Source organism: uncultured Rummeliibacillus sp., assembly GCF_934216135.1.
Taxonomy (GTDB): domain Bacteria; phylum Bacillota; class Bacilli; order Bacillales_A; family Planococcaceae; genus Rummeliibacillus.
In genome coordinates, this window is record NZ_CAKQBI010000005.1 from 31,073 (window position 1) to 53,397 (window position 22,325).

Annotated in this window: 22 protein-coding genes; 6 read left to right on the forward strand and 16 right to left on the reverse strand. The window is 35.2% G+C overall.

Translation table 11 applies throughout. The features are described 5' to 3' along the window. Positions 1 to 214 precede the first annotated feature (214 nt). Positions 215 to 1,204: a P1 family peptidase gene (locus Q0977_RS04745; protein ID WP_124217466.1), complete on the forward strand. Its 990-nt coding sequence runs from the start codon at positions 215 to 217 to the stop codon at positions 1,202 to 1,204. 34 nt (positions 1,205 to 1,238) lie between these two features. On the opposite strand, the gene Q0977_RS04750 is transcribed toward Q0977_RS04745, so the two are convergent. The 6 genes from Q0977_RS04750 to Q0977_RS04775 all read right to left on the reverse strand — a co-directional run bounded on the left by Q0977_RS04750 (position 1,239) and on the right by Q0977_RS04775 (position 6,702). After that, positions 1,239 to 1,589 carry a CrcB family protein gene (locus Q0977_RS04750; protein WP_299511031.1) on the reverse strand — a complete coding sequence of 117 codons (351 nt, stop codon included), beginning with the start codon at positions 1,587 to 1,589 and terminating at the stop codon, positions 1,239 to 1,241. Next, the gene (locus Q0977_RS04755) at positions 1,586 to 1,960 is read right to left on the reverse strand and encodes a CrcB family protein (RefSeq protein ID WP_233548079.1); all 375 of its coding nucleotides are present in this window, start codon (positions 1,958 to 1,960) and stop codon (positions 1,586 to 1,588) included. The genes Q0977_RS04750 and Q0977_RS04755 overlap by 4 nt, the downstream gene beginning before the upstream one ends. A gap of 95 nt (positions 1,961 to 2,055) precedes the next feature. Beyond that, positions 2,056 to 4,416, reverse strand: coding sequence for a penicillin acylase family protein (locus tag Q0977_RS04760; protein WP_119416005.1), 2,361 nt, complete (start codon positions 4,414 to 4,416; stop codon positions 2,056 to 2,058). 110 nt (positions 4,417 to 4,526) lie between these two features. After that, positions 4,527 to 5,279, reverse strand: coding sequence for an exodeoxyribonuclease III (locus Q0977_RS04765; RefSeq protein ID WP_119416006.1), 753 nt, complete (start codon positions 5,277 to 5,279; stop codon positions 4,527 to 4,529). 105 nt (positions 5,280 to 5,384) lie between these two features. After that, positions 5,385 to 6,317, reverse strand: a complete 933-nt coding sequence (murB, locus tag Q0977_RS04770; RefSeq protein ID WP_119416007.1) for a UDP-N-acetylmuramate dehydrogenase — start codon at positions 6,315 to 6,317, stop codon at positions 5,385 to 5,387. A gap of 79 nt (positions 6,318 to 6,396) precedes the next feature. Next, on the reverse strand, positions 6,397 to 6,702 hold the full coding sequence (locus Q0977_RS04775; RefSeq protein WP_124217468.1) for a helix-turn-helix domain-containing protein: 306 nt from the start codon (positions 6,700 to 6,702) through the stop codon (positions 6,397 to 6,399). A gap of 145 nt (positions 6,703 to 6,847) precedes the next feature. Between Q0977_RS04775 and Q0977_RS04780 the strand changes: the two genes are divergently transcribed. Together Q0977_RS04780 and Q0977_RS04785 are read left to right on the forward strand one after the other, a co-directional pair. Next, a complete protein-coding gene (locus Q0977_RS04780) occupies positions 6,848 to 7,714 on the forward strand; it encodes a VOC family protein (RefSeq protein WP_119416009.1) in 867 nt (288 codons plus the stop codon). Positions 7,715 to 7,807: 93 nt separating this feature from the next. Then, complete coding sequence (locus tag Q0977_RS04785; RefSeq protein WP_124217470.1) at positions 7,808 to 8,335, forward strand: YceI family protein; 528 nt, start codon at positions 7,808 to 7,810, stop codon at positions 8,333 to 8,335. Positions 8,336 to 8,576: 241 nt separating this feature from the next. Here Q0977_RS04785 and Q0977_RS04790 read toward each other — a convergent pair whose 3' ends face one another. Together Q0977_RS04790 and Q0977_RS04795 are read right to left on the reverse strand one after the other, a co-directional pair. Then, positions 8,577 to 9,224 carry an FMN-dependent NADH-azoreductase gene (locus tag Q0977_RS04790; protein WP_119417267.1) on the reverse strand — a complete coding sequence of 216 codons (648 nt, stop codon included), beginning with the start codon at positions 9,222 to 9,224 and terminating at the stop codon, positions 8,577 to 8,579. 118 nt (positions 9,225 to 9,342) lie between these two features. Next, positions 9,343 to 10,050, reverse strand: coding sequence for a DsbA family oxidoreductase (locus Q0977_RS04795; protein WP_119417266.1), 708 nt, complete (start codon positions 10,048 to 10,050; stop codon positions 9,343 to 9,345). A 119-nt stretch (positions 10,051 to 10,169) separates the two neighbouring features. Here Q0977_RS04795 and Q0977_RS04800 point away from each other — a divergent pair, with 119 nt between their 5' ends. After that, positions 10,170 to 11,540, forward strand: coding sequence for an FAD-dependent oxidoreductase (locus Q0977_RS04800; RefSeq protein ID WP_119417265.1), 1,371 nt, complete (start codon positions 10,170 to 10,172; stop codon positions 11,538 to 11,540). 99 nt (positions 11,541 to 11,639) lie between these two features. Here the strand turns inward: Q0977_RS04800 and Q0977_RS04805 are convergent, their stop codons facing one another. Then, on the reverse strand, positions 11,640 to 12,566 hold the full coding sequence (locus Q0977_RS04805) for a manganese-dependent inorganic pyrophosphatase (RefSeq protein WP_119417264.1): 927 nt from the start codon (positions 12,564 to 12,566) through the stop codon (positions 11,640 to 11,642). A gap of 239 nt (positions 12,567 to 12,805) precedes the next feature. Here Q0977_RS04805 and Q0977_RS04810 point away from each other — a divergent pair, with 239 nt between their 5' ends. Next, positions 12,806 to 13,612 (forward strand): GNAT family N-acetyltransferase, encoded by an 807-nt coding sequence (locus Q0977_RS04810; protein WP_119417263.1) that lies wholly within the window; start codon positions 12,806 to 12,808, stop codon positions 13,610 to 13,612. Positions 13,613 to 13,638: 26 nt separating this feature from the next. On the opposite strand, the gene menC is transcribed toward Q0977_RS04810, so the two are convergent. Beyond that, the gene (menC, locus tag Q0977_RS04815) at positions 13,639 to 14,751 is read right to left on the reverse strand and encodes an o-succinylbenzoate synthase (RefSeq protein ID WP_299511044.1); all 1,113 of its coding nucleotides are present in this window, start codon (positions 14,749 to 14,751) and stop codon (positions 13,639 to 13,641) included. 25 nt (positions 14,752 to 14,776) lie between these two features. Continuing rightward, entirely contained in the window at positions 14,777 to 15,922 is a 1,146-nt protein-coding gene (locus Q0977_RS04820) for a M20 peptidase aminoacylase family protein (protein ID WP_299511046.1), read from the reverse strand. A gap of 108 nt (positions 15,923 to 16,030) precedes the next feature. On the opposite strand from Q0977_RS04820, the gene Q0977_RS04825 reads away from it, so the two are divergent. After that, positions 16,031 to 16,339: a nucleotide pyrophosphohydrolase gene (locus Q0977_RS04825; protein ID WP_119417260.1), complete on the forward strand. Its 309-nt coding sequence runs from the start codon at positions 16,031 to 16,033 to the stop codon at positions 16,337 to 16,339. 78 nt (positions 16,340 to 16,417) lie between these two features. On the opposite strand, the gene glpK is transcribed toward Q0977_RS04825, so the two are convergent. The 5 genes from glpK to Q0977_RS04850 all read right to left on the reverse strand — a co-directional run bounded on the left by glpK (position 16,418) and on the right by Q0977_RS04850 (position 22,310). Beyond that, entirely contained in the window at positions 16,418 to 17,911 is a 1,494-nt protein-coding gene (gene glpK / locus Q0977_RS04830) for a glycerol kinase GlpK (protein ID WP_119417259.1), read from the reverse strand. Between the two features lie 31 nt (positions 17,912 to 17,942). After that, positions 17,943 to 18,740 (reverse strand): MIP/aquaporin family protein, encoded by a 798-nt coding sequence (locus tag Q0977_RS04835; protein WP_119417258.1) that lies wholly within the window; start codon positions 18,738 to 18,740, stop codon positions 17,943 to 17,945. A gap of 717 nt (positions 18,741 to 19,457) precedes the next feature. Next, entirely contained in the window at positions 19,458 to 20,333 is an 876-nt protein-coding gene (tatC, locus tag Q0977_RS04840) for a twin-arginine translocase subunit TatC (protein WP_119417213.1), read from the reverse strand. Between the two features lie 15 nt (positions 20,334 to 20,348). Beyond that, the gene (tatA, locus tag Q0977_RS04845; RefSeq protein ID WP_119417214.1) at positions 20,349 to 20,552 is read right to left on the reverse strand and encodes a twin-arginine translocase TatA/TatE family subunit; all 204 of its coding nucleotides are present in this window, start codon (positions 20,550 to 20,552) and stop codon (positions 20,349 to 20,351) included. 48 nt (positions 20,553 to 20,600) lie between these two features. Further along, positions 20,601 to 22,310, reverse strand: a complete 1,710-nt coding sequence (locus Q0977_RS04850; protein WP_299511052.1) for a GMC family oxidoreductase — start codon at positions 22,308 to 22,310, stop codon at positions 20,601 to 20,603. Positions 22,311 to 22,325: the final 15 nt, after the last annotated feature.

A 22,325-nucleotide genomic window follows, 5' to 3' on the forward strand; every position in this document is an offset into this window, starting at 1 on the left:
CTATCATACCGGAATAATTAGTAGTTTTGTTAATCATTTATCCCTCAATATACTATCCTAAATTCAATTTGAGAATTTTTTACTATTTTTGTATATTTGTATAAAGTGAACCTTACATAGAAAGATTCTTCTAATGTTCACTAGAAACTTTAAAGAAATGCTTAATCCCTTTAAAACATTTAAGGGAAATACTATCAACTGAAGGGGTGGTTTTATGAAAAAAGGGCGTTGGAATATGATTACAGATGTTTCGGATGTTCATGTTGGTCACGTTACGTTATATGAGAAATTAAATGCGGAAGATACAATTTGTACAGGTGTAACAGCTATATTACCACATGGAGGCAATCTGTTTGAGCAGAAGGTACCTTCTGCATGCTTTGTATTGAACGGATTTGGAAAATCAGTAGGGCTTGTTCAAGTAGAAGAATTAGGTTTGATGGAGTCCCCGCTTATGCTTACAAATACATTCAGTGTTGCGTCCGTTTTAGAAGGAACTTTAGATTATTTACTTCATCAAAATCCTAGTATCGGCGACTCTACTAGTTCCCTCAATATTGTTGTTGGTGAATGTAATGATAGCTATCTTAATAGTATGAGGCTTCGCGCTGTAAAACCTGAACATGCTGTTTCCGCTATACATAATGCAAAGCATGCACCCTTTGAACAAGGCGCAGTCGGTGCCGGAAAAGGCATGATCTGCTATGAACAAAAAGGAGGTATTGGTTCATCTTCTAGAATTATCGAACAAGATGATGAAATTTTTACAGTAGGTGCTTTATCGCTCACAAATTTTGGTAACGCTAGTGAATGTCGTTTCGCCAGTTGGCAACAAGATTCACCTATCGAAAAACCTGATGGCTCTGTCATCATCGTAATCGCAACAGATGCACCCGTTAGTGATCGGCAACTAAAAAGACTAGCTAAAAGGGCAGCTATCGGACTTGGAAGAACAGGTACACACATCCATAATGGCAGTGGCGATATTATTATTGCATTTTCAACTGCATACACAATCCCACACCAATCTAGTTCATCTATTGGAGATGCGGTAGCATTTGTGAGAGATGATTCGAAGCTAATGAATGATCTCTTTCAAGCAACGATTGAGGCTACAGAAGAATCTGTCTATCAATCATTGCTACATGCCGAAACAACAGTTGGACGTAAAAATCGAATTGTAGAAAAGGCAAATTTGACGTAAAAAATAAAAAGATTGGCTACTAAAGCCAATCTTTTTATAGGATTTGCCATCCTAAAGTGACGAAGATAATACCCGCAAATAACGTTAAAACAGGATATAAAAATACTCCACGTACATCCTTTTCCTGTATTAAACGGACAGTATCGAACGCAAAAGTAGAAAATGTTGTAAACGCTCCTAAAAACCCCGTCACAACGAACGCTGTCAATAACTCTTGATGATTCACTGATATATGTAGTGCCATTCCCATAAATAATGAACCTACACTATTTACGATAAATGTTGCTACATAATATGGTTGAGCTTTATACACCATCCATTTAATAATACTAAATCGTGCTAACGCTCCAAGTCCTCCACCAATAGCAAGTGCGAGCCAGTTCACGAACGCTCACCTGCTTTCTTTTTAGGACTTGTAAGTAAAAAGCCGAATGATGCCAATACAATACAAAGTACCGTCATCATAATTGCGTAAATAATTGCCATAAACACATTGGTTTGCATTAGTTGAAGCCATCTAGCTGAAAATGTAGAAAATGTCGTGAAGGCACCTAGTAATCCAGTTGTCAAAAATACCTTCCACCCAGAATACTGTGGAAAACGTGTGAATAAACCATTTAAAATACCCATCAAAAAACTTCCTACACTGTTTACAATCCACAGCATCCACTCAGTTGGAACAATAACTATAACGCCATACCGCATCAATGTCCCCAACATTCCACCTATTGTAACCGCTACTACGTTTTTTAACACAAAATACACCTTCAATTGAACTGCTAAAACGAAATAGTTATTTCATTCCATCTAAATATTTTTTTAGAATTTTCCTAACTCGCTTTCTAACAGTTTTATTTTGCTTTTAATATTAATGTATAGCCATCTGAAATTTTACCATTAATCACTGTTTCATGGTACGTTCCGTTCACCCAATCGTCTACTTGATCATGGTACCACTGTGATCTTACATGCCCAGATTGACCAGGCCCAACAATATGATAAGCTTTCGATAAATCACTTAAATCAGCTACAAATCTCCATGATGCTCCATGATTAACAATGCCTGTTTTATCGGAAGCAGCTGCTCGAACAGTTACCTTTGAACCAGAAACTGGAGTCTTCTTCGAATCTAATAGTTTGGCGAGTATTGGAGATGCAGATGATAGTGGATGTTTGAATACTACTTGATGATAATCACCCCATCGCCAATTTGATAAATCTTCACCATGAGATTCTTTTATATCCTTTACAGTTTCTTGTAAAGCTTTCGTAACAAGTTCGTCAATCCCACCAGCCTTATCGACAAATTCACCAGGTTTTCCTTTATACGCTTGGCGAAGTATTTCATCTGTAATATTATACTTTCCGGGCATCATATCATAAACATCCGCAGGCATTGATTTCTTAAAGAGCTGTTGTTGTATTTTAATCATCCACAGATTATATATGAGCGGTGCACCTTCTGATACAGAATCTTGGTAATCCCACTCTTCCATCATCTTTATAACATCCTCAAGTTTCCCTTGTTTTTTTACAGATTCAATTAGGTTTGGCAAGAATTCTTTTGCATATAGGTTTTCTGTATCTAATTGCATATTCTCCATATCTTCAACTGTAAAATCATCTTTCTCCTCTAGCATTTCAACTATTCGTTCATAACGATATGGTTGTGCCCAAAAATCAGTAATATGATAAGGATACCCGCTACCCACTACCTTATTATTCGCAGTTGCAATATAACCGCTATCTGGATTAACTACTTTCGGCAATTGATTAAAATCAATATATCCTTTCCAGCCATAATCTGCAGAATATCCTGGTACAGGGAATTGTCCATCCCCTCTTTTACGTATTGGAATTAGACCATTCGCTTTATATGCAATTGTTCCGTCGGTTGATGCAAATACAAAATTTTGAGCAGGTGCTTTAAAATCCGTTAAAGCCGTTTCAAATTCATGCCAATTTTTTGCTTTATCTAAATTTAATATAGCTTGCAACTCTTGTGTAGATTGTAGCGCTGTCCATTGCATCGAAAATACTGCAGTAGGTTTTTCCTTTTTAAAGGCTAAGTCCGAGATAATTGGACCATGTCTTGTCACAACAACCTTATAATCAATCGTTTTTTCCCCTTTTACTTTAATCTTTTCTTTGCGGACCTCTGCCTGCTCCCATTTATTTTCATATTTAAACTGTGTCGGATTATCTGGATTTGGTATTTCAATATATAAATCTTGCACGTCTGGCCCTACATTCGTAACACCCCAAGCAATGTGATCATTATGTCCTAATATAATACCTGGAATACCAGCAAAAATTACACCACTCACATTTTGAGAAGGCGAAGTCAGATGCATCTGGTACCATATAGATGGCGTGCTCAATCCTAAATGTGGATCATCCGCCAAGAGCGGTTTACCACTTTGTGTTTTATCTCCAGATAGGACCCAGTTATTACTTCCATTGAATTCATTTGGAATCAGGGACGCATCAAATTGACCTGAAACTTTTACGGTATTTTCGATATTCTCTTCAATAATAGATTTAGCATTTTCAGGGTAATGTATCATTAATTCCTGTACTTCATCTGCGGTTAGATTTGCTAATGCCCAATGTCTAAATGCCAGCATACTCCAATTTCCACCTAAATCGTATGCCATATATTTACCAATTGTTAAAGAGTCTACTGCTGTCCATGGCGTTGGTTCATATCCTAACACCTTAAACTCATAAGGTAATGTTCCTTCTTTTTTAGCTTGTTTTATATATGCATTCACCCCTTCTGCATACCAACCTAAAACCTGTTTAGCTTCTTTTGAATAACCATCATATGACTTTTTTGCAGCATCTCTAAGACTAAACGTTCTAAAAAATTTGTCGGTCTTAATCGTGGAAGATCCCACTACTTCTGATAATGTTCCACTTGCTTGTCTCCTTGATAAATCCATCTGGAATAAGCGATCTTGTGCCTGAACATACCCTTGTGCACGATAAAGATCTGCATCAGATTTTGCATGTATATGAGGTACACCCTTCTCGTCTCTTGTAACTTTAACATCTTCATCCATGCCTTTAACGATGACCTTCCCTTCAATGTCAGGTAAAGTTTTGTCGATATAATAATTCACATAAAGGGCAGATGCTATTACGATTAGTACAAGAATTCCGAGTATACTTAAAACCCATTTCCACAGTCGTCTTTTTCTTTTCATCATACATATCCCCCCTACACTCTCTATATTCCAAGGCCTCTCAATTTATCCCTAAATCCAAATAAATAAAAGGGCTCATCCATTCATTGGATAAGCCCTCTCAGATAATATGTCTATTTTATTTCTAACATGATTGGACAATGATCACTACCTAAAACATTGTCGTGAATCTCAGCATTAATGATTTTCTCTTGTAAGCGATTCGATACGATAAAGTAATCTATACGCCAACCAATATTTCTTTCACGTACTTTATTCATATAAGACCACCAGGTGTAACGATCGGTTACATCTGGATATAGATAACGAAAAGAGTCGGTGAATCCGGAATTTAGCAATCTAGTCATTCTTCCTCTTTCTTCATCTGTAAAACCAGAATTCCCTATATTTGCTTTTGGATTTTTTAAATCTATTTCTTCATGTGCAACATTTAAATCTCCGCAATATATAACAGGTTTTACTTTATCTAATGATTTTAAATAAGCACGTAATTCGTCTTCCCAAACAACACGATATTCCAAACGCGTCAAATCTCTTTTGGAATTTGGCGTATAAACGTTTACTAAATAAAAGGTTTCATATTCTAGTGTAATAATTCGGCCTTCTTCTTGTGTATCACAATCCCCAACTCCATATTTTACTGATATTGGCTCATGTTTTGTAAAAATTGCTGTACCTGAATACCCTTTCCGTTCAGCATAATTCCAAAATTGATAATAGCCTGGAATTTCTAAATCTACTTGTCCAGCCTGACATTTTGTTTCTTGAATACTAAAAAAGTCCGCATCCATTTCATCAAAATAATCTTGAAAGCCTTTTTTCAAACATGCACGAATACCATTTACATTCCATGATATGAATTTCATATTCAAAATCTCCTATATGTAAAAATACACCTTCCGTCTATACGAACGAAAGGCGCTAATAAAAAATGCTTCTGTATTTTAGACTATCCTACAGTAATAGAAGGTTTAATCTACTTTATCAGTAGCTAAATCTTCTCCAACAATTTTCACCTCTGTTTCAAGATCTACATTGAATTTTTCTTTTACAGCTTTTTGTACCATATGAATGGTTTCAATATAGTCAGTAGCAGTAGCGTTACCTTTATTAATAATAAAGCCTGCATGTTTTGTTGAAACTTCGGCGCCACCGACACCTTTTCCTTGCATACCACTATCTTGGATTAGCTTTCCGGCAAAATAACCTGGAGGACGTTTGAAGACACTTCCCGCTGAAGGATATTCAAGTGGTTGTTTAGATTCTCTCTTAAATGTTAAATCTGCAATTGTAGCATCAATCGTTTCTTTATCCCCATTTTCCAATTTGAAAATAGATGATAAAACATAATAACCATTCTTAGCGATAATACTTTTACGATAGCCAAGTTCTAATTGTTCTTTTGAAAGATTTAATACTTCACCTGCTTTAGTCAATACCTTACAACTAACAATAACATCATTAATCTCTCCGCCATATGCACCAGCATTCATAGCCATCGCACCACCAATAGAACCTGGAATTCCACAAGAAAATTCAAGGCCTGTTAGCGACTTAGCAGCAGCAGCCTTTGACACGTCTTTAATAAGTGCACCAGATTGTGCATACACCGTTGTACCCTCAATACGAATTTCATCGAGTTTAGAAAGATTTAATACAATCCCTCTAATACCACCGTCTCTTATCACCATATTCGAGCCATTTCCTAATAAGAAAATCGGAACATTATTGAGATGTGCATATTTTACAACTTCAGCTACCTCATCTTCTGTTGAAGGCATTACAAGTATATCTGCATTACCTCCAAGTTTTGTCATTGTGTAATTTTTTAGTGGTTCATCTATTTTAATATCTTTAGAATTTACAATCTTATATAAATCATTGACCCATTGTTCTTTCATAATGGAAAGTCCATTCCTTTCATACTTTCTTTTCCTTCATTAAGTATGAATATACAACGGCTATTTTACAAGTGAAAATCACTTAAAGCCATCTTTTTGACCACATTTCAATTGCATCAATTGCATCTTTTAAGCTTAAACCCATTTCTGTAAGACTATATTCAACGCGAACAGGAACTTCTGTGTAAACTTGTCTTTCTACAAGTCCTTCTTTTTCTAATTCCTTCAAACGCTCTGATAGTAAACGGCCACTAATAGGAAGTGAAGATTCAATTTCGCTAAAACGTTTAGGTCCTTCTAATAATTCATACAAAATTAAACCAACCCAGCGTTTACCGATTAAATCCATTGCTTTTGATAATCGTGGACATAATGCATTTTCTTTCATAAATTTCACCTCTAATAAATACATTTTAACGACAATTCGATTAAAAGTAAACTTTTCGTAACTTAATTACTTGACGTAATAAATTTACTGTTTTATAGTAAGTTACGAAAAGTAAGTTAAATACTTTTTGAAAGGAGGAATCACTATGACATTTAAATTAGACCCTAAGATGCAGTTGGGATATGTACAATTGCGCGTTCAATCACTTGAAACTCAAAAAAAGTTCTATCAAGCATTAGGTTTCAGTATTATAGAAGAAAGCTCTCAAGCGGTGATTTTCGGGGCAGGCAGCTCTGAACCGATTTTAATCCTAACCGCAGATAAAGATGTAATTCAAAGACCGCCTCGAACTACCGGACTGTATCATTTCGCTATTTTAGTCCCAAGTCGAGAAGATTTAGCGTATATGATTGGAAATTTAATGAAGATAAAAGCACCATTTAGTGGTGCTGGCGATCATTTATACTCAGAAGCTTTCTATTTAACAGATCCTGAGGGAAACGGTATTGAAATATACAGAGATAGACCTCGTAACGAATGGACTATTCATGATGACGGTACAATTGATACCGATACAATTCCAGTCGATTTCAATAGTATTATGGCATTGTATGATCCAAATCGAGAATGGACTGGCTTCCCTAAAGGTACTATTTTAGGTCATATGCATTTAACTGTATCTGACCTAAGTGATGAATTACGTCGCTTCTATATAGATGGACTCGGCTTAGATTTAAAAACCAATTTTATGGGTTCAGCTTATTTCATGTCAGCAGGAGATTATCATCACCATATTGCTACAAATGTATGGAATGGTATTGGTGCCCCACTTGCACCGTCAGTTGCTAATGGATTAATCAGCTATTCATTGAACCTTTCTTCAATGGATGAATTGAAGAAGTTAAAGCAAAATCTAGTTGAACACGATATTTCACACGAAGAGACTGACAAGAAAATTATTGTGAAAGACTTTAATCACAATGGAATGATATTTACAGTTAAAGATATTTAACAACTAAATATCTTTAATTAATAAATCTTGATTTCAAGATAATAATGTAATATGATTAAACAAAGAAAAATTTAACTCTAGGAGGAATTTAAAATGACAAAATTTAATGTTGACGTAGCACACTCTAGCTTAGGATTCGAAGTAAAACATATGATGATTTCAAAAGTAAAAGGTGGTTTTGATACATTTACAGCAGATATTGATATGAACCCAGAAGATTTAACATCTGCTTCTATCAAATTTGACATTGATGTAAATAGCATCAACTCAAACAATGCAGATCGTGATAATCATTTAAAATCAGCTGATTTCTTTGATGCAGAACAATTCCCTAAAATGACTTTCGTTGCAACTGATATCAAATCAGAAGGGGCTGGCGAATACAAATTAACTGGTGATTTCACAGTCAAAGGCGTAACAAAACCTGTTACTTTTGATGTTGAATACGGTGGTAAAGGTACTAACCCATGGGGTGTAGAAGTTGTAGCATTTGAAGCAACTGGAAAAATCAACCGTAAAGAATTCGGCTTAACTTGGAACGCAGCTCTTGAAACTGGTGGCGTACTTGTTGGGGAAGACATCAAAATCAAAATTGAATTAGAACTTAATCCAGCTCAATAATACAAGAGCCTCTTAGCCTTCTCACATTAGTGAGGGGCTTTTTCTTTTTATCCGCTACTCAATCTATCCTTTAAAACTTTTTCTCTCATCCACCGTATTTATTCTATTACACTTAAGAAGGCAAAATGAGATGTTATTATTCGTGGGGATAGGTTTTCATGAGTTTATGCTTGCACAAATATTTATAAACTAAAAAATCCCGACACACTAATTTGCGCCGGGATTGTTATGATTATATTTATTAAGCTTTAACAGTAAGTTCTTTTAAACGTTTTGCTGCAGCTTTTACTTCTTCTAAACCATTTGCAATAATTTCTTGAGCTTTAGCAGGCATTGCATTGTGACCTTCGATAATTACTTCATCGATGATTTGCATACCAAATACGCCGCCAAATACGTTACGCATGTAGTTTACACACATTTCCATTGGTGCTGTTTCTGGAGTTGAGTAAATACCACCACGAGCATTTAAGAAAATTGCTTTTTTCTCTGGCATTAAGCTTACTAAATTACCGTTTTCACCATATTTAAATGCAAAACCTGCAGCATAAACATAATCGACAAATGTGTGTAATTTAGCTGGAATTGTTCCGTTCCATAATGGGAATGCGAATACGACAACATCAGCAGCAGAAATTGCATCCATTGCTTTTTGTTTTGCAGCTAGTGTACGTTTTTGTAGATCAGATAACTCTTCACCATTTTGTAATTTACCAAACGCTTCAAGAAGGTCTTGTCCAAAGTATGGAGTATCTTCTTCATAAACATCATATACAGAAACGTTAAGGTCAGATCCTTTAATCTCTTCCATAAATGTTTCATACATTTTACTAGAAATAGCTTGATCAGCTGGACGATTATTTGCTTTTACTACTAATACATTAGTCATTAAATATATCTCTCGCTTTCAATTGGTTTTAAATGAATATCTCTAATTCGAGATAAATTCATTTTAAAAGAAAACACATTCTAAGTCAATGAACGTGTTCTCATACTTTTGACTGATTCTATAATTCACATTTACCATCTGTGCAAATTCCAGTACCATCTTGCCCCATCATTTTCAAGCTTGGTCGTAAACCTGCCTCTTTAGCAACTTGCCGAACTGCTTTTTCAAAGACCTCTCCTGGTTGTGCGCCAGATATTGCGTATTTGTTATCAAATACAAAGAAAGGAACACCACGAACACCTAACTCAGATGCTTTTTGAATATCAGATAGGACATCATCTGCAAATGAGCCATCATTAAGTACATCTTCAATTGCTTGACGTTCTAAACCAACTTCTACCCCTAAATCCACTAATTCTTCCGTTAATCCTATTTCTTTATTTTCATTGAAATAAGCTTTTAAAAGTCTCTCGCTCATCTCTGCCCCTTTTCCTACAGAGTCAGCATATTTGGCTAGTCGATGAGCTTTAAATGTATTAGCAGGTTTCATATTTTCATAATGATAATCCAATCCAAGCGATGCTGCACGTGCAATAATCCCCTCTGATTGTACTTTCATCTGTTCAACTGTTGTACCGTATTTTTTTGCTAATGCTTCATAGACTCCTATCTCCGATGTTGCTGGTGAATCAGGACTTAGTTGATAACTTTTTAACTCTACTTCAACTTGATCTTTATAGCCTGTTTTTTCTAATGCATTCTCTAATTCTCTTTTACCAATATAACAAAATGGACATACATAATCTGACCATATCTCAATTTTCATGTTCCTTCACCTCTTCAATCTATTTTATAGGGGTTATTATATATTCTGCAATTTTCCTGCCCATGTATAATAATCCACAAATTTCACATAATATAAATAAAAAATAAGTAGGAGATTTTATGACCACCTCTATTTGGTTACAAAACATGCAAACGACTATAAATTCATCCCTTCAGGAATCTTTACAAACCGATGTGTGTATTATCGGTGGAGGCCTAAGTGGCATAATGACAGCCTATCATTTAGCCAAAGCTGGAAAGTCCGTCGTTTTACTTGAAGGTAATTCTTTTCTTAGTGGCGCCACCGGTCACTCTACAGGAAAACTGACCGCACAACACGGCCTTGTATATCAAACGATTATTGAGAAATTCGGATTGGATGCTGCTCAACTCTATTATGAACTTAACCAAAAAGCTATAACTGCTGCACTAGATTTAGTAGATTCTTCTATTATTAAACCTGCTACTTCTTTCTTATACACTACTGAAAGCAATAATATTAAGAAGATTGAAGATGAATGGGATGCTTATAAACTGTTACACATACCAGGTACATTCGGTGAGAAATGTGAAATCCCATATTCATCTAAAGCTTCTGTCTCTATGCTAGAGCAAGCGCAAATACATCCCGTTCGATTTGGCCAGAGTATTATGGATATGGCTGGTAAAGCTGGGGCCAAGTTTTTTGAACATTCTCGTGTAGCACACATTAATCTGTCAAAACCATATGTTGAATTAGAAAATAAGCAAACTGTTTATTGTAAGGATTTAGTAATTTGTTCTCATTATCCTTTGGAAGCTATTGTTGGCTTGCAATTAGTGAAACTAAAAGTGAATCGGTCTTATATAATTGCTTTTAAATGTTCAGAGCCTTATAAAGGACAATATCTCTCAATCGATCAAGTGGGTCGGTCAATTCGTACAGTTAAGATAGATAACGATTACTATACTTTGCTTGCAGGTTCTTCACAAAGAGCTGGTTCTTCGTCAAATACGAATATATATTATGAAGCTATTGAAAATGAAGCTTTTGAGAAATTTTCTGCTGATGAAATAGATTTTAAATGGTCTGCACAAGACCCTGAAACGCCTGACCTCCTTCCTTATGTAGGGCAGATTAGTTCGGGTTATCCTAATATTTGGCTCGCTACAGGTTTTAGAAAATGGGGCATATCTAATTCTATTGTTGCCGGCCAAATAATCAGTGATGGATTATTAGGGCAATCTAATGATGGGATTAAGCTTTATTCACCGAAACATACGAAAATTGGAGATACACTCATGCAAGCACTAAAAGTAGGTGGACAAACAGTAGTCGATTTAGTTGGAGGATATATGACAAGAAGCTCAAATCCAAGATGCACACATTTAGGTTGTAAAACACGATGGAACGAAGCAGACGAAACATGGGATTGTCCTTGTCATGGTTCAAGATTTTCAAAAGACGGTTCGGTCTTAGAAGGACCTGCTGTAAAACCACTAGATCTCTAGATTTTCTATCAATTCCAAATAACTACTTGTAAAAAAATTTGGTGATGACAAAAAAGGCTATCCACACTTGATGGATAGCCTTTTTTCGATTGAGGAATACTATTTTAAAGCTTCTGTTAACGCTGGGACAATTTGTTTTTTACGTGATACAACGCCTTTTAATACGACGCGATTGTTTTCTAAAGATGCTCCAAATGCTGGTGCAGCTTTATCTGCTACTTTACCAACAGGTACTGCTACTGAATCATTATTTAAAATATCAGTAACAACGAAGAAGAATAAATCTAATCCTTTTTCTTCAACTTCTTTGTTAAGTAAAGCTTCAAGTTCAGCTTGACGGTCTAATACATCATTGACATCTACAGCATTAACTTGAGCGATTACAACTTTGTTATCTCCCATAGAAAATTCTTTTGCATCTAGAGATAGTAAATCTTCTAATGATTTATCACTTAAATCAGCACCTGCTTTTAGCATAGCTAAACCGTATTCTTCTGCGTTGACACCTGCTTTTTCAGCAAGTTCTTTAGCAGCTTTTACGTCTTGAGATGTGCAAGTTGGTGATTTGAATAATAATGTATCAGAAATAATAGCTGAAAGCATTAAGCCAGCATATTTTGCTGGAATTTCAACATCATTTTCTTTAAACATTTTATTTAAAATAGTTGCTGTACATCCTACAGGTTCAGCACGGTAGTACAATGGATCAGCTGTTTCAAAGTTGGCAATACGGTGGTGATCGATTACTTCTGTAATTTGTACTTCTGTAATATCATCTGCAGATTGTTGACGTTCATTGTGGTCAACTAGGATTACTTGAGAAGCTTCAGGAGCTACTTTTGCTACGAAGCGAGGTGCTTCAAATCCAAATTTTTCTAAAGCATAAGCAGTTTCGTTGTTTGGTTCGCCTAAACGAACAGCTTCAGCTTCTACTCCAATTTGTTGTTTTAAGTAAGCGTATACTAATGCAGATGTAATTGTATCAGTATCAGGGTTTTTATGTCCGAAAACAAGGATTTTACTCATGATTATTCCTCCTAAAAATTATATACAAATTCCGATATTATTTTATCACATCTGTTAACGAAAAAGAATGAAAGTTCCTTCTATCACGATAACATCATAAAGTATGAAAAATGATTCTTTAATATTATTTTCGCAAATTACTTATTAGTAAGAAACTTTTATATGACAAATCAGTGTCATTCATTTCCAACCTATGTTAATATTTTTATATAATTTATCAAAAATAAAGTGGGGTAAATATGGATAATAAGATAGAAAAGAAATACATACCATTAGCTTCTTATTTTGAAGCAGCAACAGAAGATAAGCTTACTTTGACCTTCTCTGAAATTGAAACCATTATGGGTCAACCTCTTCCAAATGCCTCTTATTTAAATAAAAGTTGGTGGAAGAAAACAAAGCCCCCATTGAAGCATTTTATTGCTTGGACCGAACTTGGTTACAGTGTAACAGACGTAAAACTAGGCTATTATGTAACCTTTGAAAAAACTACTATAAACCAAATTGCAGCAACGATTGAAAAAAAATCTGCCAATCAATCTACATACATTATTCGTCCAATTGACTTCGATGACGCACGTGAAGTAATAGGATTATACCAACAATTATTTGCCGAAACAGATTACTTAGAATATGGACAAAACGAATTTAATATTTCTGTACAAGGTTTTCGTAAATTGATTGCTCAATGGAAAAGCGATAACTCTAGCATCATACTAATAGCTATTATTGATGGAGAAATTGGCGGTGTTATTTCTATTATGGGCAACACTGTACTAAGAACAAAACATCGTGCTTCTATAAAAATGGGCGTGCTAGAAAAATTCGCACATAAAGGAATTGGCACTTCACTTATAAGTGAAGCTGAAAAATGGGCACATTCAAAAAATATTACTCGTTTAGAATTATCCGTTTTCAAAACTAACCAAAAAGCTATTTCATTATATAAAAAATTTGGATTTACAATTGAAGGGGAAAGAAAAAAATCAATTAAAATAAACTCAAGTTACATAGACGAACTCTATATGAGTAAAATTTTTGACTAATACATCAAAAAAATAATCATGCAATATTAATCTTGCATGATTATTTTTTGTTTAACTGTATATTTTTCTAGAACTTTTTGATTGATTGAATAACCTATCCCTACCCCTTCAGGAACTTCTATTAATCCATTCTTAACAACTACTTCAGGATATATAATATCCTCTTCCCAATAATGACTTGACCCTAAAGTATCGCCAGGTAATGTAAAATTAGATAGTGTCGCTAATGCAATAGCATGTGCACGTCCTACGCCAGCCTCAAGCATGCCTCCACACCACACCTTGATATTGTTGTCCTCACATAGGTTTTGAATTTTCTTAGCTTCTGTTAGACCACCTACACGAGCATATTTAATATTAATCACTCTACAACTGCCTAATTCAATTGCTGTTTTTGCATCATCATATGAACAAATACTTTCATCTAGACAAATAGGTGTTTGAATTTGTTTCTGTAGTTTTGCATGTTGCAATAGATCATCTGCAGCCAATGGTTGTTCAATCATTAATAAGTTGTATTTGTCTAAGGACTTTAATAATGGGATATCATTTAATGTATAGCATGAATTAGCGTCTGCCATTAATGGGATGTCTGGATATCGTTTACGAATGGAACTAATAAGGTCCAGATCGAATCCTGGCTTAATCTTAACCTTAATCCTTTTACAACCTTCTCTTATTGCATGATCAATTTTCTCATAGAGTTGTTCAGTTGTTGGTTGAATGCCAATGCTAACCCCAACTTCTATTGAATCCCGTTTTCCACCCAGAGCTTTTGCTAAAGAAATATGATTTTGTTTTGCATATAAATCCCAAATAGCAGTCTCAATAGCCGCTTTAGCCATATTGTTACGACGAATACTTGAGAATAATTGTGATACTTCGGATGGATGTCCTATTTCACTTTTTAGAATAATGGGGACTAAGAAATCTTCTAACATATGCCAGCTTGTTTGTAGTGTTTCTTCTGTATACCATGGTGCTTCAAAGGCTACTCCTTCACCAAAACCCACTAAACCTTCCTCATCAAATACTTCTACGATTAAAAATTGTTTTGTTTGAACTGTTCCAAAACTTGTTACAAACGGTGATTTCATACGCATTTTTAGTTGTCGAATGGTCACATGTTCAATCTTCAACGTCACCACTCCTTTTCTAAAACTATTACTGTGGTATCTTCTTTAACTTGGCATATTCGAATGCACACAATACTGTTCGAGTTAAGATTTCTACTCCTGTAATCAGTCGATCACGGTTAAATGTCATATTCGGATGATGTAATCCAGGGGTTAAATTGCATCCTACTCCTAACATTGTCGTTTTAACAGTAGGTCGTTGTTTTGAATAAAAGTGAAAATCTTCTCCACCAGGTGTAAATAAGGGTGGGCTCACATTTTCATGTCCTACTGATTGAATAATAGCATGTTCTAGAATATCTTTTGCTTCCTCATTTACTTGGGCAGCTGCTATATCCATTAAAACTTTTAACACGATTTTTGCATCATACAATTTACAAACTGCATCAACAATTCGCCTTATATCTTTTACTAGTTCTTCCATCCCATCATTTGTCTGAGCTCTTACATCAAGGTTGATAAACGCTTTTCCAGGAATAATATTACCTGATTCCCCACCTGCATGAAACTTCGTTACTTTAACAGAGTATGGAATCATAGTATCTATATGAATCGATTTTAACGCTTCAACCAAACTACTGCCAATCTCAATAGCATTTTTTCCTAAATGAGGTCTAGCTGCATGGGCTTCTACACCATATATTTCTGCAGCAATCATCATAGATGCACCATGGTGTAACGCCGGAGAGAATGCACCATCTTCCAATTCTTGAAATGGTCTTAAATGTACGCCAAACAAATAATCCATATCATCTACAAGTCCCTTTTCAACTAAAGAGAGAGCACCTTCCCCCTTTTCTTCGGCAGGTTGGAACAATACTCGTAATGTTCCAGTAAATTGTGGTTTGAGTTTTTTTATCAACAAAAGGACTCCAATAACCATTGTCATATGTGCATCGTGACCACATGAATGATTTGCACGCATTTCTCCATCTACTTCCTGCCATAATGCATCCATATCCGTGCGTAATCCTATGACGGGCTTGCCTTGACCAATCTCAACATATAATCCGGTACTATTAGGAAAAGTATAAACATCATACCCTTCTTGCTTTAAAAGACTTGTGATAAAATCTGTCGTTTTATATTCTTTCCAAGAAATTTCTGGATTTTCATGTAAATGAGCAAATATTTCCGTTAGCCTCGGGGCAATATCCAATATTTCTGTTTTCATCCGTAATCCCATCCTTTAAACTTTTAGTGACAACTGCCAAAAATAATCTCAGTCCTATATAATAAAGAGTATTATTATTATTATTCTTTATCGAAAGAGGGTAACAATATGCAAGAAATTACTGAAGAAGTTTTAAAGTTCCGTGATGACCGTGGGTGGAAAGGTAATCATGATGTAAAAAATTTAGCCATTTCAATTTCTTTAGAAGCAAACGAATTGCTCGAATGTTTTCAATGGACAACTGCTGATGAATCCATTAAAAAGGATAAACAAGCAATTGTTGAAGAGATGGCGGACGTCTTAATATATCTTATTCAAATGGCTGATTGTATGAACGTAGATTTAGAAAAAGCCGTTAAAGATAAGCTGGTTAAAAATTCAATCAAATATCCACTACCTGAACAGATTTCAAAATAGCAAATAAAAACTAAAACAGCTTACCACATTTTAAGTAGTAAGCTGTTTTGTTTGAATCAATCGATAATTTTCATACTTTTATTTAAATGATTGTGCTGCACGTACAGCTTTTTGCCAACCTGTATATAATTCTTGACGTTTATCTTCATCCATTTCAGGAGTGAATTGTTTGTTCAAGTTCCAGTGTTTTGCAATTGCCTCCGTACTTTCCCAGAAGCCTACAGCAAGACCTGCAAGGTAGGCAGCACCTAGAGCTGTCGTTTCGCTCACAGATGGACGTTCTACAGGGACATTAAGTAAATCTGATTGGAACTGCATTAAGAAGTTATTAGCAACTGCTCCACCATCTACTCGTAGTGTTTTTAAAGAAATCCCTGAATCGACTTCCATAGCATCTAATACATCTTTTGTTTGATATGCAAGAGACTCTAATGTAGCACGGATAAAATGTTCTTTTTGTGTACCACGAGTTAAACCAAATACAGCTCCTCGAACATCGCTATCCCAATATGGTGTACCTAATCCAACAAATGCAGGCACAACGTATACACCTTCAGTAGATTCCACTTTTTCCGCATAACGTTCACTTTCTGCAGCAGTTCGGAACATCCGTAAACCATCACGCAACCATTGGATTGCTGAGCCTGCTACAAAAATACTTCCTTCAAGTGCATATGTTACTTTACCATCAACACCCCAAGCAATGGTCGTCAGTAAACCATTTTCAGATTTAACAGCCTTTTCACCTGTATTCATCAGCATGAAGCATCCAGTACCATAAGTGTTTTTAACCATTCCCTTTTCAAAACAAGCTTGGCCAAATAATGCTGCCTGTTGGTCACCTGCAACACCTGCTATTGGAACCTCTTGCCCAAAGAAGTGAACAGCATCCGTTTTACCATAAACTTCTGAAGATGGGTGTACTTCTGGAAGCATTGATGCTGGGACACCTAGAATATCTAGTAATTGTTCATCCCATTTCAAATCATGAATATTGTACATCAATGTACGTGAAGCATTTGTATAATCCGTAACATGTACTTTTCCGCCTGTTAACTTCCAAATTAGCCAAGTATCAATGGTACCAAATAAAAGGTCCCCTTTTTCAGCTTTTTCACGTGCACCTTCTACATTGTCTAAAATCCACTTAACTTTTGTACCAGAGAAATAAGCGTCAATCAGTAGACCCGTTTTTTCTCTAAATAAATCATTATAGCCTTTAGCTTTTAATTCTTCACAAATAGCTGCTGTTTGGCGTGATTGCCATACGATTGCATTATATATAGGTACTCCTGTATTTTTATCCCAAACTACAGTTGTTTCGCGTTGATTTGTAATGCCTATTCCAGCTACTTGGTCAGCGCTTACATTTTTTTCAGAAAGAACTCCAGCAATAACAGATAAAATAGAACTCCAGATTTCTTCAGGATTATGTTCTACCCAACCTGATTTAGGAAAGTACTGTGGAAATTCTTGTTGAGCTGTATGGAAAATGCCTCCTGATTGATCAAACAAAATTGCACGTGAACTAGTTGTACCTTGATCTAAAGCCATTATATATTTTTCCGCCATACTAATACCCCCATCTTATTTATTTTATTTTTTATTTCACTACTTTTTTCACTGTTGCTTGAGCGCCTATAATGATTAGTAAAATAATCACTAGGAATACCCAAAATAGAATACTAGATTTACCTTCAAATATTTGTTGATAGAATAACGCTCCAAACACACCACCGATTATAGGACCTACAATTGGAACCCATGCATAGCTCCATCCAGAATCTCTTTTACCTGGAATCGGTAATATAAAATGAGCAATACGTGGACCTAAGTCACGAGCTGGGTTAATAGCATAACCTGTTGGACCGCCTAGAGCCATCCCAATTACAACAATCAATAAACCTACTACAAAAGGATTTAATCCATCTGTCATATCATTTGTTCCAAGCGCCAAAATACCAAGCACTAATGCAAATGTGCCAATAATTTCAGTAATTAGGTTTGATAATGGATGATTAATCGCTGGCATTGTACTAAACACACCTAGTTTTGCTTCAGGGTCATCAGTTGCGCCCCAATGTGGTAAGTATACAAGATAAACTAATACTGCACCAAGAAAAGCTCCAATCATTTGAGCTACAATATACATTGGTACATCATTCCAAGGAAAATCTCCTATCGTTGCTAGTGCAATTGTTAATGCAGGGTTTAAATGTGCTCCACTAATTCCCCCAACAGCATAGGCGCCCATGGATACTGCGAGACCCCATGCGATTGTAACAACTACCCAACCGCCTCCAAAACCTTTCGATTTGTTTAGGGAAACACTAGCTACAACGCCTCCCCCGAACAAAATTAAAATCATCGTGCCGACTAACTCAGCTGTAAATGTAGACATCCTTATCCTCCTCTATGAATAATGTACTTAATAAAAAATTCGTCTATAAAGATATTTTTCTAATTTTTTAAAGACGAACTCTGAAACTCGAAAACAAAATCTAAACTCAATTGAAATTTTACAAAAAAGCCCACAATCTAGTCAACGCCTTTTTGAAAGCGTTACCATAACTTTTCTCTAGAAATTTTCATTGTTATTGACTTGTCATTAACGTCATTTAGTATTTGGTATGTAAGTAAACGTATTAAATCATCATAAAAAATTAAGTAATAATTAGTAATTCAATGTTTCTTAGTGAAGTCGCTTAAAAAATGAACTTCGATTAAAGTACATATTTGTTTGGCAATATTTTTTCTATCCTTAAAAGCATATTAGAATATGTTTGAGTTAATTCCTACAAATGATTTAATATCAAACGAAAATTTACTATAAAATTATATTTTTTTAATTCATGCAAGAATACATGGGTGATTTATCATTTTACAATTCTTTCTTTAGATGTTTTAACTTACATAACACACATCGAGTCACTTTTTCATTGTACTATAACATAATAATATGAGGTAGCTTTTCTATTAATTCTTTTATAATTATTCACTGTATAAATGCAAAAGGCTCATCTATCTGATATCTTCAGATAAATGAGCCAATACTCAAACCAATTAATAGACTATCAGTTTTTCATTGGGCAAGTTTATATAGGATCGGAAGTCTAACTTACATATTAGTACTTTCCTTTTCTAATTTTGCAGCTTGTTTACGTTCAATTTTCTTCACTAATAAAATACTGATTTCATACAATAATATCATAGGAATAAGCACGATTAATTGGCTCATAAAGTCAGGTGGCGTGATCAAAGCAGAAAGTACAGCCATCGAAACGTATGACCATTTTCTAATACTTTTCATCGCAACAGATGTTAAAACACCTATTGTTGATAAAAACATTGCTAAAATCGGCAACTCAAACAATAAACCTATCGGAACAGTTGTCATAATTAAATAACTCATATATTGACTAGCAGAAATCATGACATCAAAGTTTGATTCACCTATTCCAACGAGAAAACTGTAACTTAGTGGGTTTAATACATAATAACCAAATGCAACACCAATAACAAATAAAACAAGCATTACAGGAGAATATAATCCTAGAAATCCTTTTTCATTTTCCTTAAGCCCAGGTTTGATGAAATTCCATACAAAATGCATCAGGAATGGTAAAGATAGGCCTAAGGCAAGCGTTGTTGAAATTGACATATAGAATTTGATCACTTCAAGTGGACCTAGAATAACTAAATCATGTCCTCTTGTTACATATGGAAGCCATTTGTTCACTGTAGCAAATACAATGATGAAAAAGAACACAAAAACTGCCAGACCTTTAATTAGTTGCTTTCTTAAGTCGGCTAAATGTTCTACAAAAGCTTCACTTACATCAGCTAGAGAAGAATCTTCTTCTTGCTCCTGCTCGATACTCGAAAGAGAAGCAGATTCTTCTACTTCTTTTTCTTTCTCAATTTCTTCTATATCTTCACTAATTTTATCCAAAGGGCTGAGTACTTTTTTTGCATTTTCTTCATATGGATCCATACGAACACCCTCTAGTTAGATTTCTTTTTTATCAGAAGTTGATTTTTCTTTTTTTGCTTCATCGTCTTCGTCAATTAAACCTTTAGTTGACTTTTTGAATTCTGTAAAGGTTTTACCTACTGCAGAACCAATTTCAGGCAATTTTTTTGGTCCAAAAACGATTAAGACAATGATTAAGATAACGATTAATCCTGGAACTCCAATTGCACCTAATCCCACGACTCATTCCTCCTTCATCAGTGAACTAGTTTAACAGATAATTTTCTATTAAACCAATGAACCGCCTTTTTTAGAGTATTTAATAATACCTTCAGCACAACGTAATGCTAAAGCACCGACAGTATCAGTTGGGTTATAACCAGAGTTATTCGCAAATGAACCGGCACCTACAGCAAATAGATTTTCACAATCCCAGTGTTGTAGATAATTATTTACTACACCATCTTCTGGAGTCTTACTCATTACTGTACCACCAGTGTTATGAGTTGATTGGTAAGGTACGATATTGTAATTTGTAATTTCCGCACGTGCTTCAACTGTTTTAGCACCCATTTCTTTTAAGACTTCTGCGCACTTATCTGAAATGAACTTGTGTAATTTTTTATCTTGTTCAGTAAAATCATAATTTAATTGTAACAATGGAACACCGTAAACATCTTTATATTTTGGATCCAATGTAAAGTAGTTTTCTTTGTGTGGAATAGAAGCACCTTGTGCTGCAACACTTAGAGAACGAGTGTAGTTTTTAATTGATTCTTTTTTAAATTCTGCACCCCAAGTTGGAGTATCAGCATGTGTTGGGTTATTACCGATTGGACGGTTACCTAATTGAGTTAATTCAATATTACCACCATGGATGAATCCAAGTTTAGAGTGATCAAAATTATCACCGTTGAAGTCATCGATACTTATACCTAGTGCACCAGCACCCATGAATGTATTGAATTGTTCATCGAAGAAACCTGTTGCACCTGGCATGATTTGGTAGCAATAGTTACGTCCTAGAGTACCTTTACCAGTTTCAGGATCATACATAGTACCGATATTAGATACCATTAACAATTTAGCATTGTTCATGATATATGAAGTTAAAACAACAACGTCTGCTGGTTGGATAAACTCTTCACCTGATACAGTATCAATGTATTTAACACCTGTTGCTTTTCCACCTTTAGTTAAAACTTTGACAACATTAGCGTTGTAACGAATATCATATTTACCAGATTTTAATGCAGTTGGGATAACTGCTACTTCTGGAGTAGCTTTAGCACCGTATTCACAACCAAAGCGTTCACAGAAACCACAATATTGGCAAGCGTTAAGTGTATTACCATAAGGATTTTTGTATGTTGCACTCATGTTAGAAGATGGCATCATATATGGATGATAGCCTAATTTTTTAGTTGCTTTTTCGAATTTTTGAAGTAATGGTGTTTTCTTCATTGGTTTGTTCGGATATTTGTCTGAACGTTTACCACCTAGAGGGTTTTCTTCGCCACCAGTACCAGCGATTTTTTCAAATTTATCATAGTATGGTTCTATTTCGTCGTAAGTTAGACCCCAGTCTTGGTATAGGTAGTCTTTACCTAAGAAATCTTTACCATACTTTTTATCTGTCATTGTTTTAATTTCGAAGTCATATGGTAAGAAACGGAATACTTGTCCATTCCAGTGAGTACCTGCACCACCAAGGCCTTCGCCAAGTAAGAACGAACCTAATTGACGCATAGGTAATGCTTGTTGTTTACGATTATTACGGAAAGTAATTGTTTCTTTTGATAAGTCTTGCATTAGTTCATAACGAATTGCATAACGATATTCATCATGTACGTTGGCAAAGTTTTCAGTACCACGTTCTTTACCTCTTTCAATTCCTACAACTTTTAAGCCTGCTTTTGTACATTCAGCAGCAACGATAGCGCCTGTCCAACCAACACCGACAGTAACGATATCAACTTTAGGCATAGTTTTAGCCATTGATACAACCTCCTA